Here is a 16,485-nt window from a genome sequence, read left to right as displayed (position 1 = left end):
TGAGCCATCGTGCAAAAGTGGTTCAATGCGCTTGAATACACTTGCTGTAATCAAGGTTATTCAGTAAACACACTCAATGACAACCCTTTGTTAGATGGTAAAGCAAACAAAAATCAAAACTCAATCCATCAACAAAAATACCCGTAATACAGGAGCACCCTATGAGAATGCGCCAAAAACTAATCGTCAGTTTTTTGCTCACTGTTATCGTGCCTATTCTAGCCATCTCCGCGGTCAGCATCTCAAAAACCAAGCATGAGTCACTCAACAGCTTTTTAGATTTTTCTAGCAGTGAGATACGCCAGATAGAAAACACTTTCGTACTGTTCTTCGATCAAATGAAAAACAATGCAAAGTTTTTGGCTCAGCATAAATCGGTCAGTAACATGCCGAATAATATCACCCAATATTTTGGTGCTGAAAAACCCATGACACCGCTTAAAAACTCTGCCGAAGAAGGTGAAATTTTTGAGTTCTACACCGCTTTTGGACAAACACACCCCGAGTTATTGTTCGTCTACTTAGGCTCCGAATCAGGCGGGTTCATCCAATATCCAGCAGAGCCTTTGGGAAACTACGACCCCCGCAAACGCCCTTGGTATCAAAACGCCAAGGCATCCCCTAGAAGCGTCATTATCACCGAACCCTATCAAGGGGTAACAGGTCAGGCTATGGTGTCAGTTGCCACGGGTATTTTTAAAGGTGGTGAGTTTGCAGGCGTACAGTCATTAGATGTCACACTCTCTACTTTGACTGATATTGTTAGCAACATAAAACTGGGTGAGACAGGCTATTTGATCTTGCTAGATAGTAAGGGAACAATTTTGGCAGACCCCAAACGCCCCGAAAACAACTTCAAAAACATTAATGATCTGAATAACCCTCTTTATGAGCAAATTTCTACGGTTGGTGAGAAACCCTATATCAGCGTAGAAATGGCGAATAAAACCGTTGACGCCAAGGTGTACCACTCTAAAACACTCAACTGGCGCTTTGTTGCTGTAATAGATGAGGATGAGATTCTATCATCGGCTTACAGCATGTCGTGGAGCATTACCCTGATAGCCCTTGTTATGCTGGTAATTTTTGGCGTGATTGCCGTTACACTCGCGAACAAAATAGTGTTCCCCATCGAACGCGTTTCTGAAGGGCTAAGAGATATCGCCCAAGGTGAAGGTAACTTGTCTAAACGCTTGCAAGTAATCGGTAATGATGAAATCAGCGAGCTTGCAACGTGGTTTAACCAGTTTTTAAACTCTATAAACTCTTTGGTCAAAGACATCCAGCAAAATGCCCATACGCTCAACAGTTCGGCACAGCATTTTGAGACGCAAATCAACGACATTCGCAGTCAATGTCGCAATCAACAAGGCACCGCAAATCAGGCGGCGCACAATACTGAGTCGGTCCACCACATGGCACAAAATGTCAGTGACAACTGCCAAGGCTCTCTGGATGAAATTGCCCAAACGGACCAATTTACCCTCTCAGGGAATACCTTGATAAGTAATACTGTTAAGCAGGTTGCTCAGCTTAATAGCTCACTTGATGCCTCGGCGGCAGAGATTTCCCAGCTAGAGAGTGAGAGTAATAATATTACCAATATTTTAGGCGTTATTCGTGGCATTGCGGAACAAACCAACCTACTGGCGCTAAATGCAGCAATCGAAGCAGCAAGAGCAGGTGAACAAGGCCGAGGTTTCGCGGTGGTTGCAGATGAAGTTAGAACCCTAGCGCAACGCTCACACGACGCGACGCAAGAAATCGAGCTGGTTCTGACTAAACTGATTGAACAAACACGCGCTGTCTCAACCACAATGACACAAAGCGTGTCCGCATCCAGTGAGGCTATCGCACAATCAGAGGAAGCCCATCAGGCCTTTGAAAACATCGCAAGCAGCGTGACCAAAGTGAAAAACTTGATCAGTACAATCGCTCATGATGCGCAACAACAGGGTCATTCTGCCAGTCAAACTCACGACCAAATCGCAGGCCTTACAGAGTCTGTTACCCAAGTAAGCCAAGCATCGGATAGCTTATCGGACGGTGCTAAGTCTCTAGTTGAACTGGCAAAAAGTTTAGATCAGCTGGTCGGTCGTTTTCACATTGATTAAGGATAACTATCAAAGTGTGTACAAAGTGACAAAAGAGTACTCTATTTGTCACTTTGTATTAATTTTTAACGGATTAGAATCAATTTTTTAGCTGTTTATAAAAGGAAGTAGACGTTGCAAAACATCACCACTGATTACAGTAAATCACAAGGGAACTGGCTATTACTGTGCGCTCTATTACAAGGTTTAGGGCTGCTGCTGTTACACCAAGCTTTTAGTTTTGATTGGCCGATTGCGAGCTCACCTTCACTATTACTTGCTTGCTATGCGGTACTTTTAACTGGCCCGTCGATACTGATATACGGTGTTAATCAAGACTCTCATCGGGTGTTTTACAACATTGTTATTACTTTTACTTTAATCGCAGCGCTATTTGGGGTTTATGTGGGCAGCCAAACCCTTCACCCTAAGTACCCCGATTTGGCGCTACATGGCATGGGCTTTGCAGCGGTGATGTCATTACTCACCTTCAAAGTGTTTATTTTTGCCTCATCAATTCATTTACAAGATCATCAATGGCAAATCTGCTACAGCAGACTTATTAGCAACACCTGTCGTTTGCTCATTACGGTTACGCTCGCCAGTATTTTTACTTTGCTGGTGTGGCTTATCGTTGTGTTATGGGCCGAATTGTTCAACAAGATTAATATCACGTTGTTTAAAGACATATTTTACGAGCCTTGGTTTATCTACCCGACACTCTCTTTGGCCCACGCAATTGGGGTGCTTAAAATCCGCCGTAGTAACAAGGTTGTCAGCACTGCCAATCAACTGATCCAAACACTGTCATTTGCTTTACTGCCTTTATTACTGTTGCTGAGCTCAGTATTTTTAGTGGCGATAGCCTATGTAGGATTAACAGCCCTTTGGGACAATGGTGGCAGCAACTTGGTATTCGTCTTAACCGCATTAATCTTAGTGACTCTAAACCTTGCCTTTCAAGACTCTAAGCAAGCACCAAAAATGCACCGTATTGCCTATCTGCTGATACTTGCTGGCATCGCCATTTTACCAATTTATTTGGCCATCAGTGGCTATGGCTTATGGCTAAGAGTGGAACAGTATGGGCTAAGTATCAGCAGGTTATGGGCCATATTTATGTGGGTATTTCTCACTTTATATCTCACCTGCTACAGCATCAGCATCATTACCAATGCACGCAATTGGCTTGATTCACTCGCAACCATCAACACACGCTTAGGACTGCTCTTGATCGTTGCTTTATTTATCAGCCAATCACCTATTTTGAATTTTAAGCAACTTAGTGCACAAAATCAGCTTGCCAGAATTCACGCGGGTATTACGCCAGTTGATGACATTGACGTATATTATTTTGCCCATGAGTTAGGTGTGGCAGGACGAGATGTACTCAAAGAAATAGACGCCCATTTTACCGAACAACACCCTCAATTGGGCGCAAGGATTGAGGCGGCATTAAACAGCGTAACTCAAAACGAGTCAAACGCTGAAAGTACTCAAACCAAAGTAGCTAACCTCATTAACGCATTAGAGGTAAGAGGAGAAACGCCAAAATCGGCGCTTGAACCTGCCCTGATAAGTGCATTACAAAATTACGCCATTACGAATAGCTCAGCAATAGCAAACAGCTCACGATTGATTTTACTACCTGTTGAGCTCACCGGTGATAAACAAAGCGAATACCTGCTGATTATGAAACGGCCCAACTACTTTGAGCTGCCGCTATTTTATTTAGATGAAGGTAAATGGCTCACAAAATCCATGTATTTTAACTACACCAAACAGGGAAGTGACAAAGAGCTAGTTGAGGCATTGCTGGCTGGGGATTATCAAGTCACACCTGCCAAGTTTAAAGATATTCAGGTAAACGGTATACCCTTGAAAGTGTCACAATATTGAGTCATGAGTTTAAGGCGCTGACTTTTACTCAGCGCCTATTGAAAAATGACCTAAATCACTTAAATATCAGTTTTGCCTAGCTGGTAGAGAGTTTTGCTTGGAAAACTTTCATTTCACTCCTATTATTAACCACTTACAGCACGATTAATGGGTCAGCTAAGTTTGTCTTTATGAAATCATTTCCATCGTTATATTTTACGAACCTATTCTTGGTTGGTGGTACGGGTTTGCTGACCACTTACCTTGCTTTGTATCTCGGCCAACATAATGTTTCAACATTTTGGATTGGACTACTCACTTCGTTTTATTACATAGGTTTATTACTAGGCTCCAAACTTGGCTATCACTTGATTAAATCTGTCGGCCATATTAGAGCGTTTTCTGCCAGCACAGCCATAGTCACCGCATGCGTCGCCTGCCACGGCATTAGTGACAATATCTACCTGTGGTTGGTACTGCGCTTTGTCGTAGGCTTAGGAATGATGTGTAACTACATGGTGCTTGAGAGTTGGCTCAATGAACAAGCAGCGCCAGAGCAACGTGGACGGGTATTTTCGTTCTATATGCTAACGTCCTATTTTGGCATGGTTGTAGGTCAGTTTGCATTGTCACAATTCCCGCAGTTAGGTTACGCACCACTGTTTCTTATTTGTATTGCTTTGTCGTTTGGCATCGTGCCCATTTCCATAACTCGTAGAATACACCCAAAACCACTTAAACCTTTACAGGTCAGTTTATGGGGTTACTTCAAAAGAGTACCGCAATCATTAACCGCAGTATGTTTTGCTGGGATAATCAATGGTAGCTTTTATGGCCTAGCCCCAATCTTTGCCAGTCAAGCGGGGTTAAATGCCAAAGAAATTGCCATGTATATGTCTGTCACCATAGTCGCAGGCCTGCTTGCTCAGTGGCCCATGGGAATACTGTCAGACAGAGTGCGACGTAGTATTCTGTTGCGAACTAATGCATTGGTTATTGGTGTTGTGTCGTTAGCACTGTTCTTTTTACCAACGCAAGCTCCTTTGAGCTACTGGCTCACATTTATGTTTGGTTTGTTTGCATTTACACTCTATCCGTTGTCGTCTGCACTAGCTAACTCTCGCGTTGATGATGAGCACAGAGTAGGAGTGTCTTCTTCTCTATTAGTCGCTTTTGGTGCAGGTGCCAGTGCTGGATCAGCGTGTATAGCTCAAGTAATGACCCACTTTGGCCCTCATGCACTGTATGCTTCATTTGCGATGCTAACGGTTGTGATGTACTCACTATTAACCTACATCAATGCACGACAAAAAGCGGAGCAGCCAGAACCCAGCGACTATGTTGCAGCGACCTCTGATATCACCAGCTCTCCGCTCGCTGCTACCTTAGACCCGCGTATTGAAGAAAAAACAGCGCAAGAGCAACTGCTCGTTGTTGATGAAGATGAAGATATTGACGCGACCACTTTACCCGATGATAAGCAAACAGATAAAGTAAATTAATTCTAAGCATTAATCACGGACACAATCTCGTCTGACTGTGTCCGGTCTATACAGCTATTAAAAACAATAACTCTTGATTTGCCTTCCCTCAAATAACACCTTGTCGCTCATTATTAATGTCGGTTCCGTATTCTGATATACCATCTGCCTATGTATTGCTTAGCACAATAAGTATTACCTTGTTCGTACCTTATACTGTACAGATTTTCCTAAAAAGCATACAATGCTCGTTTCGAATTTATCAACAATCAAAGCTATAAGGGTAATATGAAACAGATACTCAACACTAAGGGATTAGCGTTATCAATGCTAACGCTTGCGTTAACGGCATGTGGTGGAAGTGGGAGCGGAAGCAATAGCGATAAAACTCCAGACACATCTGACGGAAAAACTCCCGTCATTGTAGCACCAGAGCCAGAGCCAGAGCCGCAGAACAAAGCGCCAGTCATATTGGCAGCACAAGGGCTAGAAGCACAAGAAAGAGACGTGTTTTCACTGGCTGCACAAGCGTCTGACGATGATGGTTCAATCAAGAGCTTCGTTTGGGAGCAAACTGCAGGAACCACAGTTGAGTTATCTGGCACAGACACGAATACTGTTCAGTTCATTGCGCCCGATTTAACCGAAGATGAAACCATCACACTTAAATTAAGTGTCACTGATGATGACAACGAAACCACTAGCAAAGAGTTTGTTGTAGCCATAAACGCTTACGCTCAGCCCTCTGCGGACGTTATCACTGACAAAGCCCTATTGATGTGTATGAACGACGCACAACTAGATATGGGTGCAACTGCGATTGAGTGTACTGACGCGCCTATTAGCTCTTTGGCAGGTATAGAGACACTTACACAACTGGTGTCAGTTAAGTTTGAAAATACTCAGCTTGAAAGTCTAGAAATGCTTGGGACACTCACGCAGCTAGAAAACTTAACGCTACATAATAACCCTACCACGGATTATTCTGCGCTAAATAATTTAACCGCGCTTAAGTCACTATCGATCAACGTCAATACAAATTCCGATCTACCAGACATTGATTTCACGAATTTTCAAAACCTAACGTCATTAACGCTGCAGTATAATGATGCTTATAGCTACAACAACTTAGATTTATTGAAGCTGCCAACATCGCTAACCGAGCTACATTTGTCAAAATTCGGAGTTGATAACGCCAGTGCGTTATCTTCATTCTCTCAGTTAGAAAAGCTGAGCTTAGAATATACGAGCAACGTTAATGCTTTGTCTTTCTTAGCAAAAATGCCAAATATAAAGGAAGTCACATTCGCGGGCCTCAATGTGAATGATCCAACGGCATTTTCATTAATTCCTGATCTAGAAAAACTAGCACTTAGACAAATTTACTTTGAAGATTTCAGTTTCCTTGCGAATCTCACCAAGCTGACGTCTTTAGCAGTAGAATTTGAATATTATCAGCATAATAGATCGTTTGATGTCAATACTATCAAAGAGCTTTCGGAGCTAACAACGCTGTCTATCGGTGGAATTCAACTGGAGAATACGTCTGGGTTAAGCTCTCTAACCAATCTTACTGCACTCGCGCTAAACGACAGCAATCTAACTACGCTAAGCTTTTTGGCTAATTTAGACAATCTAACTTCATTGATGATTAGCAACAGCCCTCAAATTATCGACATCGGTTGGATTGCATTTTTACCTGAGCTAACAGAACTCAGCCTTGATTCGCTACATGGTGCGGTTTCGTACGAAGCGCTTGCGCAGCTTACTTCACTCACTCACTTAAATATTCTGTATAGAAATACACATGGCTCTTCTTTGGACATGGCAAATCTTAGTCAGTTAAGTCAACTTGAAAAGCTAACTGTTCAAGTGGGTGAGCTCACCAACATAAGCAGCCTTTCTGATCTGACAAGGCTACAATATCTGTTCATTCATTCTCGTGATATTAATGAGTTGCCAAACATTAGTGCATTATCACAGCTTACAGATTTATCGATTGTCAACCACAGCTATTACAATGAGGGTAATCAGGTTACGTTCGCTAATTTAGGTGCCAGCTCATCGTTGACCAACTTAAGACTAAATGGCTTTTCGCATATCGAAGACTTAACAGCATTAGCTCAGTATTCAGCATTAGAAGAGCTAGAGATCCGAAACTCCAAAGCTACAAATATCACGCCAATATCACAGCTAGACAAGCTTAAGAAGTTGACGCTATCTGACTTTCAGGCACTTATCCATGTAGCTGATTTGGCAAGCCTTAACAAGTTGGAGTTTCTAGCTATATATTCAAGCCCTTACGTACTATGTGCCGATCTAGAAACATTACATACCACGTTCGCTGATACAACATTACTTGAGCTTTCAAATCAGTGTATCGAGAGCTTGGTAGATTTAAGCCTTATTGAGGATGAAAATCTAAAGACGTTTATCCGTAATAATAAATACTATGATGCGCTTGCACTGAAGTATTTGTCACTTTACAACAGCAACAACATTTTATCACTGGCGGGCATGGAGCAGTACAGTAACTTGGAAAGCATATCCTTGTCTACAGAACATGCTTTTGACCTTTTGAATAGCTTTGATATTGAGCAATTATCTAATTTAAACTCCATATCAATATCATACGGTCAATTGACCACATTGGATGAGCTTGTTCTACCTCAAGCTGTGAAGTCATTAACAATCTCAGAAAACGATGCGACGCTTGATTTACAAGGTTTTAATGCCCCTTATATTGAGTACCTAAATTTATCTGGAAGCTCGCTGTCAAACACGCAATTATTGGCAAACTTTACTAATTTGACCAGATTAAATGTGTCTTACACGAATCTAGAGGATTTGACGCCACTGCATTCACTAACACAACTTGAATTTCTAAGCATATATCAGTACGACTATTATGAGTGTGAACAAATAGAGGCGCTAACGGCGGCTTTACCCAACACATATATTGAGAAGTATAGTTCTTGTAACTAATCTCTTGTGGGGCCATCGAGTCGATGGCCCCTCAACTTTCTCTTCAAGATAACGTTCTAGATACATTTTCTCAGCCCTAAATTACCAAACAGTAGCCGATAAATAACACCACCCTATTGCCCATTGCTTGGTTTTATGCCAATTACTCCTGATAAACCTTCATACAGAACAATAACGGTTGGCTTGCTAGCCCTTATTAATTCTTTTTTAAATTCAATTGGTTGAAATTTTATTCGGTATTTAACAAAAGCAAACATTTCGATACTTCTAGAAATATCTTGATCTGTCGTTTTTCCTGCCTTACACTGCGTGTTATGAAAATAGAAATGGCTGCCAACCAACTGGCAGAGCTTGGGCATGTAACCCGACTCGAAATTTACCGAATTTTAGTACGCGCAGGCCACCACGGCTTGGCGGTGTCTGCTATTCAAGAAAAGTTAGATATACCCGGCTCAACGCTCTCTCATCATATTTCTCGATTGGTGAAAGTGGGGTTATTGAGCCAGACCCGTGAAGGTCGTGTGCTACGATGCCAAGCGCAATATCAAGAGCTTGAGCGCCTTATAGCCTTCTTATCTGAAGAGTGCTGTAAAGGCTGCGACTAAAAAATTTAACTTATATTTCGAATATTCTAGAAATATAAAATTTAGGAGGTTCTATGTTTACTTATCAACAATGGCAAAGTGCGCTCACATTTTTTGTATCCACCTTTGCCGAACTCACAGTACTGTTTTTAGTGATAAGCTTTATCGTCAGTGTCGTTAATCACTATCTACCCACAGCAAAAGTGCGCCAGCTATTGTCTGGCAACAGTGGCTATTCCGTGGCCATTGGTCTTGGAGCAGTTACGCCGTTTTGCAGCTGCTCAACACTGCCAATGATGATTGGATTGCTCAAAGCCAGAGCCGCATTTGGCCCCGTTATGGCCTTTTTATTTACCTCCCCTCTACTTAACCCATTTATCATTGCCCTACTTTGGGCCACATTCGGCGTCAGTATTACGCTATGCTACGCTTTCTTTGCAGTAACGATGGCACTGCTATCTGGCATGCTGATGCAGCGCTTTGGCTTTGAGCGCTTTATTCGTGAAGAGCTGTTTGCATCCACATCAAATGAGACAGGCAAAGCGAGCAATGAGACGACTTGTCAAACAAAGCCATCTAGCTGCTGTGATCCCCAAACCACCAAAAAGCCACAACCAATGGTCCCATTCATTGCCCTCTCTAAAGGTGCATTCAAGCAATTAACTATGATGCTGCCATACATGGCAATTGGTGTTGCAGTTGGTGCGGCTTTACATGGTTTTGTGCCCACTGAGCTGTTTAGTGCGCTGGCAAATGTCCATCTTTTATTAATGATCCCACTATGCGCCATAATAGGTACTTTCTTGTATGTTAGAGCCTCGACCATGATCCCCATTGCCGCATCACTGGTTGCAAAAGGGTTAAGCCTAGGCGCGGTGATGTCGCTAACCATCGCGGGCGCGGGCGCAAGCTTACCTGAGATGATTATGCTCAAAAAGCTATTCCACTGGCCATTACTCATCGCGTTTATCACTTTGGTATTTACCACCGCCTGTTTAACGGGCTTAGGTATCGAATTCTTGAACTTGAGATAACAGGAGAAACATTATGATCACCATTGACAGTGACTTTGAAGGCGGCTCATTGGGATAATCATGACTGCCAGCAACGTGGGATTGAGCGGAACAAGACAGGCACCTTGACGTTAGAAGGTGCCTGCAGATTAGAGTTTTCAGTATCAGATAATTAATATGTGATACCCGACTTTAGACACTTATTACAATGGCAGTTCGCTGATCTGTTTCGCAACTCTTACACCACTCCTAACAGCTCCTTCCATGTAGCCTAGGTATAGGGTATCTGTGTGCTCACCAGCAAAGTAAATTCGCCCGACAGGTTGTTTAAACAACGCCCAATAGGCGCTCATTTGACCTGGTCCATAGGCTAAAAATCCCCCTTTCGTCCATTGCTCATTTAGCCAGTTTTGAGATTTAGCTTCGATAAAATATTGTGATGACCCGGGATACATCAGCTCGATTTCAGCAAGTCGCGTATCTATAACTTGTTGGTCGCTCCAATGCTGTTGCATCTTACTAAAATCGCCCGATGTATAAGCAATCAGGATACCGCCCTCGCCGCCTTGACGCTCTGTAGTCTCCCAAGTCCAGCCCGTTGGTAGGCTTGCGACTACCGTGTCGCCGCCGAGGTTGTGATCTAACCAAAAACGCTTGCTGTAGCGCAGCAGTACCTTTGAGTGTGTGCCGTAATTAATATGTTCAGCAGCTTGTGTTAACTGCTCTGGCAGCGCAGGGGTAAAGGTGATGTTATTCAGCACTTTTAAAGGCACTGTGACGACTATCACATCCGATGTATAAGTATCATCAGTGACCGTTGTGACGGTAATTTTATCGTCAGTTTGTTGGATGTCTGTGACTGCTTGATTGAGTAAAACGTCGCCCGAAATATTGTTCGCAAACGCCGAGGTCATAGCCTGACCACCTTTTAAGAAGCGAAATGACTCCACATCATCATCAGCGACATTTTCATATACCTTTGCATATTGGGCCAAATGTAGCAGTGATAGGTCTTTAGGCTCGTCAAACTCACCTCTGACGAACTGTTCTGCAAGCTGTTTTGCGCTCGACTCTAGCTGCAATTCATCTATCCAGCTTTGCACATCACGCTTGTCTACTTCAGCAGCCGCATCCAACAATAAGGGCCTCTCGGGATCAGGCACCAGATCCGCCAATAAGCTTAACTCATCATAAAACCGATAATAATCAGTAACTACTGAGGTATTATACGATGCGTCAAATTCACCGTAACTCACCAGCTGACCATCGATGTAATATGCACCGCTTTGGATATCCCCTTCATAGCCTGTGCTTGCCAACTCGACGCCAAACAGACTGGCGTATCGATGAAGCTCTTTGTGAACGGTCACGCCATCGATAAATTCTCCACCGATTTCACCACTTTGTTGGCCCATTTCTAGCGTCGCGACTCGTCCACCGATACGGTCACGAGCCTCTAATACGGTCACTTCAAAACCTATCTGTTCAAGCTCATAGGCTGCACTTAGCCCTGATAAACCAGCGCCAACAACAATGGCCGTCTTTTTGGTACTCGGGTTTAGAGAGTCGACAGGGTAGCCTATTTCATAACTGTCCCCACATGCGCTTAGCAGCAATAGTAGTAAAGATGTGAAAGTACTTCGGAAAAAGTCCATTTTCCAAATTTTCATTGTTAAATCCTCATTATTAAATATAAAAAACGCCTAAAATAAGTGGCGATAAATTATATTTATAACAAACACGAAATACCAAACTATATTTTATAATATAATAAGACGTTAAAATAAAATTTACTCAACATCAATTTATAATAAATTACATATTATCTTCTAAGTACTTAATAAACCCGGGTGACTCGATATAGTACTTTTCACCATACTGAGAAATAATCACCATAGATTTCAGCTTCTTAACGCTTGTCTGAACCGCCGAGGTGGTAATGTCACTCTTGGTTATTTTACTTAATTTTTCAATAGTGCTAGTGCTATACAAAGCAGTACAGCCTTTTTTTATTAAACTTAATACTGCGATATCTAGCTCTCTGAGTCGCTTTTTAAGATTTTCAAAGTCACCATCTTGGATCATCAACGCTTTAATATACTCACGACCTTCTTTTAGGCTCGTTTGATTTGCCATCAAATAAGTCATTAACTTCATCATCCAAAACGGAGACTTATCTATCTCTTCATAAAAATCGCCAACTTCCAACGGGTCATAATGCAAGTTAAAGTGCTTGCTTAGCGTGTCACAGCAATGTTTTACAAACTCATCCCCAAGCCTTGGAAAGTCAATCATAAATGCTGAGTCGTAAAATGGTCGATCTTTATCGGTGAACATAGCATTCACGCCCGAACGGCTCGATCCGGCAAATACCACACTGATGTCGCTATAAGTATCTAACGCGGTTCTCAGTGCATGCTGCACCGATAAGAACTTCTCTGACGAAGCGAGGTGTTGAATTTCATCAATAATAATCAGGGCCTTATCTCCGCACTTATTGAATAATGCTTCTACTAGTTGATTGATTTTATATAGCTCGGATTGGCTTGGCTTATGCGCGTTGCTATCACTAAATTCTATGGTGGCTTTACCAAATACGTTATTGCCTACCTCTAGCTTTTTAATCTCTGAGTTGGCAATGTCGCTTAGTTTGCCCTTTACCGACTGATTCAAAACATTCAGTGTGCTACTAAGTGCTTGGGTAATAGCAAGCGTTGGATTTTCAGGCTCTCCCCAAAGGTTTACATAGACGGGAATAAAACCATTATCCAAAGCAATAGGATAAAGATCTTTGAGCAAAAATGTTGTTTTACCCGTTCTGCGTACATCAAGCAGCGCGATACGGCTCACCGCGCCTTGATATACTGTTTGTAGATATGACTCAGCAAGTGCTTTTCGTTGAAAATGCCAATTGATTTTTTTCATCTAGTCTACCCGCTATGCTGTTTTATGGTTAATTATGCATAGTATACATAATTAACCATAAAACAGCATAGCGGGTAGCAAAACCAAAATGCAGTCCAATTAACTTGAGCTGCCAAGGCTTAGCCTAAAGCTCAATCATTGACCATTGAAAAGAGCCAAAATCTCGCTTTCATCAAGGGCCTTTTTGAAAAAGCGCACATCATCTATATCCCCAGTAAAGTGATTACCCGTTGATTGATTATCGCCACTACGTCGTGCACCTATCAAAATATCCATGCCATTACTTGGCACAAAGCCAGACACTTTGCTCCCCAAAAGCTGACCATCTAAATACACTTTGAAATAGCCTGTGCTGTGATCGTTTACAAGCGCAGCAAAGTGCCACTGTCCATCATCAATTGTGTCTGAGCTGCTACAAATCGTTCTATATGCGCCGTCTTCCAAGCCCACTCTGCCATACAGTGCACCATTACTTCCTGCAAACAAATAGAACTGAACGTCTGAGGTGGCATCTTTAACTTTAGAAATTAAGGCACCACTGTGGGTGGTTTTAAACCACAAGGTAGCAGTAAAGCTATGTTGCTGGGGGTTAACATCCATCAATTCATGCGCAAATAGGTTCACATAATCATCACCATCAAAACCTAACGCGCCTTGAATATGACCTTCATTCACCCAGGTAGCACCGTCTACCACACCATTGACTTCGCTTAAAGTGCCACTATTCACAGCGGTGTTACCTGAGCCATCATCAAGTGTCAGGTGCAGTAAATCCGCATAGTTTAAATCAAAACTAAAGCTCGCCTCTATCACGTGATTCTCACTCACGCTATCAAATAGATACTCACTTGCAACAGGCACAGGCTCTCCATCCACCAGTAAAGATGATACCTGATACAAAGGCGCAGGAGAGATTGTCATGGTTTGGCTATCGCCACGTGCGATCGACACAGGCCCATTGGGTAAAATATCACCGTGTGCGCCGCTAAACGTGCTGATCCGAACAACTTTGGGCGCAAAGTGTGCTTTAACTAGCTTGTGACCCATCACTTCGCAGCGCCCACTAGCCACCTGATCGCACCCTTCCCAACCGAGAAAATCGTGGGTACTGTCGGCGATAGCACTCAAAGTAACTAGCTGATTAGTATCAAACACACCACCACATGTTTTTGGACAATCAACACCCGCAGGATTGCTAACAACACGCCCGCCCTCGTTCATTAACACTCTTAGCGTGACGTATTCAAGCGCGCCAATGTCATATGCCCCTTGCAATGGCCGAGTGATGTTGACTAAATCCGTCGTTAGCCTTGTGGCCTCGACACCATATTCTGCAGGCATGTCGGTACCAGTATTCTGTGCAGCCGTCCCAACTTTAAGGGCATACGGAGCATCATTTCCGCCCTCTAAAGTATCAGCAGATGCATTGAGGTTGGAGGCCACAATCACATCTCCAGCCACATCCATCGGCGTGTTGTCTGGTATGATTAAGTTGTTCGCAACCGAATGTGTTTCTCTATATATGCGAAAATCAACACTTTCTTTTACGGGGTTAATAATCGTGTTATTAATCACATGGTGTGATTTACCTTGGTAAATCTGCTGCCAAGGAATGTGCTGATCTTGCTCGTCGTACATTTTATGATGATCGTCGTCCGTGTTAAAACGCACCTGAATAGCGGATTCTTTACCATACTGACCACCTTTACCCGCATCTTTGATCACATTGTTAGCAATCACTCCCCCAAGTGTTGGCGCATGAACTCCCATACCATAACCACCTTCAGTTCCACCATCTAGCGTGTTGCGGTATACATCGCAATGAGTATTAGTTTGTAAACTGATGGCGCCTATTTGATCACGGTTATAGTTCTTAGTCGAAAAGTTCGTCACTTGGTTGGAAAAAACTTCGCAATCAACGGCACTAGATTTGACGTTGATTGAATCCCAGCCCGTTCTATCAACTATGTTGTTATATATTTTTACACCAACCAACTGCCCCGCCATTGGCTCGTTGTAATCACCAAATGCGACTTGCTGCTGTTGGTCAGGTATTTGATAGTACTGGCAAATACGTCTCTCATTACCTCCCATCCCTGAACCTGGTAAATGAAATGGGTCGGCATGTTCACTCGCTTTGTACAGCCGATAGCTACCATTAGAGCCAATATACATTCCTTCTGTGCCTGTATTGTGAATGTAATTATCGTGATAGCTGGCATTGTAAAAGGTCATGTCACCTTTGGAACTAGCATCAAGATGGTTAACCACACCATCGTTGTTGTAGTCATGCATATGCTCTTTTTGATATTGTTCTGGTGTGTCATGAAGCACTAAAGGCTCATTGTAAGCGTCGTAAAATTGTGGCGTTTCGCCTTGCTCTGCATAGCGTGCGGGCACTGAGCCATCCGAGCAATTACTAAAGGTTTTTAAATTAAGACCAGATTGACTGGTATAGCCCACTTCAATATGATCCAGTTCGATGTCGCTGCTGCGTTTGTAATAAGCAACACCTTTGCGAATGGTACCGACGCGACCGTCAATCTTAAAGCCATATTCATACGCCTGATTACCAGAGCCAGTAATATGCAAATGTTGGGAATTTAGCACCTCTATCGCAGTATCGATGTAGCCATTGCTATCAAGGTTTTTAAATACCACCTGCCCACCAGTATTTATCACGGTAATGGGAGCCTCAGCTGTTCCTGCTACATTTTCGATTCTTAACTCATGACTGGCGCCCTCAGGCGCGCCTTTAACACATAACACCGTTCCAGGTACCAACAACTGTGCAGGATTAAGTGACTCATTTCCCTTACCTTCTACCGTATTACTCCTACCATCTAGGGTGATACGCTCTTCATGACTGAGTTGCACGGTATTGGTCGACGAGCATAGCGGCTCGGTTTGAATTGCTGTAATGGTTCCTTCAACCCAAGTATTGTTATTAACAGTGGCTGGATTTTGTTCATCGAACAGACGCAAATGAAAGCGGTGCGACATCCACTGCTCATATACAAGTGGGATCAGTTCATCGCCGACGCTCTGATTATTGGTCTCAAACTCTGTCAAAAGGTAGGTATTACGTACAGACAAGTTATTATCAGTACGCGTATTGCTCGGTATCACTAAGTAAGAGCCCGCATTGTGTGGGTCTATCACCAGCCTTAGCTTTGGTTGAGTTTCATCCATTGTCAGAGACACATTGCCGATTTTTGCCTCATAGCGAATACCCGCAGATTGAGACTCAGCCACATAGTTAGGATAGCTGCTTAAGTCATGCATCTGACTGTCATACCAGTATTCACCCACGATAGGATCTGATAATTTAATTGTGTTAGTAACCAGTGAATATGGGTCTTTTACTTCACTGACATAGCCACTAAAAGTGACTTTATATAAGTCGGCCAAGCTGTAAAAAGGTAAACAAATTATACCTGCAGCCACAAGTGAGCGATGGGAAGTTAGAAGCGTCATTTTATAATCCTTTTATATTAAAACTGTTCAAAACGTAAAATATATTTTA

General features: G+C 42.8%; 10 protein-coding genes. 7 read left to right on the top strand and 3 right to left on the bottom strand.

From position 1 onward, the window contains the following. The first annotated feature begins 9 nt into the window (after positions 1 to 9). From BET10_RS21645 to BET10_RS19630, 7 genes are all read left to right on the top strand, one after another. The gene (locus BET10_RS21645; RefSeq protein WP_170829187.1) at positions 10 to 147 is read left to right on the top strand and encodes a hypothetical protein; all 138 of its coding nucleotides are present in this window, start codon (positions 10 to 12) and stop codon (positions 145 to 147) included. A gap of 14 nt (positions 148 to 161) precedes the next feature. After that, the gene (locus BET10_RS19655) at positions 162 to 2,114 is read left to right on the top strand and encodes a methyl-accepting chemotaxis protein (RefSeq protein ID WP_070987600.1); all 1,953 of its coding nucleotides are present in this window, start codon (positions 162 to 164) and stop codon (positions 2,112 to 2,114) included. Positions 2,115 to 2,228: 114 nt separating this feature from the next. Beyond that, entirely contained in the window at positions 2,229 to 3,992 is a 1,764-nt protein-coding gene (locus tag BET10_RS19650; protein WP_070987598.1) for a DUF4153 domain-containing protein, read from the top strand. Between the two features lie 170 nt (positions 3,993 to 4,162). Then, positions 4,163 to 5,473 carry an MFS transporter gene (locus BET10_RS19645; RefSeq protein WP_070987595.1) on the top strand — a complete coding sequence of 437 codons (1,311 nt, stop codon included), beginning with the start codon at positions 4,163 to 4,165 and terminating at the stop codon, positions 5,471 to 5,473. Positions 5,474 to 5,740: 267 nt separating this feature from the next. Then, complete coding sequence (locus BET10_RS19640; RefSeq protein ID WP_139158586.1) at positions 5,741 to 8,437, top strand: PKD domain-containing protein; 2,697 nt, start codon at positions 5,741 to 5,743, stop codon at positions 8,435 to 8,437. Between the two features lie 314 nt (positions 8,438 to 8,751). Beyond that, positions 8,752 to 9,042: an ArsR/SmtB family transcription factor gene (locus tag BET10_RS19635; protein WP_070987593.1), complete on the top strand. Its 291-nt coding sequence runs from the start codon at positions 8,752 to 8,754 to the stop codon at positions 9,040 to 9,042. Positions 9,043 to 9,095: 53 nt separating this feature from the next. Further along, the gene (locus tag BET10_RS19630) at positions 9,096 to 10,055 is read left to right on the top strand and encodes a permease (RefSeq protein ID WP_070987591.1); all 960 of its coding nucleotides are present in this window, start codon (positions 9,096 to 9,098) and stop codon (positions 10,053 to 10,055) included. Between the two features lie 182 nt (positions 10,056 to 10,237). Here the strand turns inward: BET10_RS19630 and BET10_RS19625 are convergent, their stop codons facing one another. From BET10_RS19625 to BET10_RS19615, 3 genes are all read right to left on the bottom strand, one after another. Beyond that, positions 10,238 to 11,704 carry a flavin monoamine oxidase family protein gene (locus BET10_RS19625; RefSeq protein ID WP_070987589.1) on the bottom strand — a complete coding sequence of 489 codons (1,467 nt, stop codon included), beginning with the start codon at positions 11,702 to 11,704 and terminating at the stop codon, positions 10,238 to 10,240. Between the two features lie 145 nt (positions 11,705 to 11,849). Continuing rightward, entirely contained in the window at positions 11,850 to 12,959 is a 1,110-nt protein-coding gene (locus tag BET10_RS19620; protein WP_070987587.1) for an ATP-binding protein, read from the bottom strand. Between the two features lie 135 nt (positions 12,960 to 13,094). Next, the gene (locus BET10_RS19615) at positions 13,095 to 16,436 is read right to left on the bottom strand and encodes a LamG domain-containing protein (RefSeq protein ID WP_070987585.1); all 3,342 of its coding nucleotides are present in this window, start codon (positions 16,434 to 16,436) and stop codon (positions 13,095 to 13,097) included. Positions 16,437 to 16,485: the final 49 nt, after the last annotated feature.

The sequence above is a fragment of the Pseudoalteromonas amylolytica genome, from assembly GCF_001854605.1.
GTDB lineage: Bacteria > Pseudomonadota > Gammaproteobacteria > Enterobacterales > Alteromonadaceae > Pseudoalteromonas > Pseudoalteromonas amylolytica.
The sequence above is the reverse complement of the archived record's forward strand: the minus strand, read 5'-3'. Positions and strand labels throughout refer to the sequence as shown.

Excerpts from the sequence above, each read along its gene's own strand:
- BET10_RS19655 (WP_070987600.1), top strand. The coding sequence starts at position 162 with ATGAGAATGCGCCAAAAACTAATCGTCAGTTTTTTGCTCACTGTTATC.
- BET10_RS19645 (WP_070987595.1), top strand. The coding sequence starts at position 4,163 with ATGAAATCATTTCCATCGTTATATTTTACGAACCTATTCTTGGTTGGT.
- BET10_RS19640 (WP_139158586.1), top strand. The coding sequence starts at position 5,741 with ATGAAACAGATACTCAACACTAAGGGATTAGCGTTATCAATGCTAACG.
- BET10_RS19635 (WP_070987593.1), top strand. The coding sequence starts at position 8,752 with ATGAAAATAGAAATGGCTGCCAACCAACTGGCAGAGCTTGGGCATGTA.
- BET10_RS19630 (WP_070987591.1), top strand. The coding sequence starts at position 9,096 with ATGTTTACTTATCAACAATGGCAAAGTGCGCTCACATTTTTTGTATCC.
- BET10_RS19625 (WP_070987589.1), bottom strand. The coding sequence starts at position 11,704 with ATGAAAATTTGGAAAATGGACTTTTTCCGAAGTACTTTCACATCTTTA.
- BET10_RS19620 (WP_070987587.1), bottom strand. The coding sequence starts at position 12,959 with ATGAAAAAAATCAATTGGCATTTTCAACGAAAAGCACTTGCTGAGTCA.
- BET10_RS19615 (WP_070987585.1), bottom strand. The coding sequence starts at position 16,436 with ATGACGCTTCTAACTTCCCATCGCTCACTTGTGGCTGCAGGTATAATT.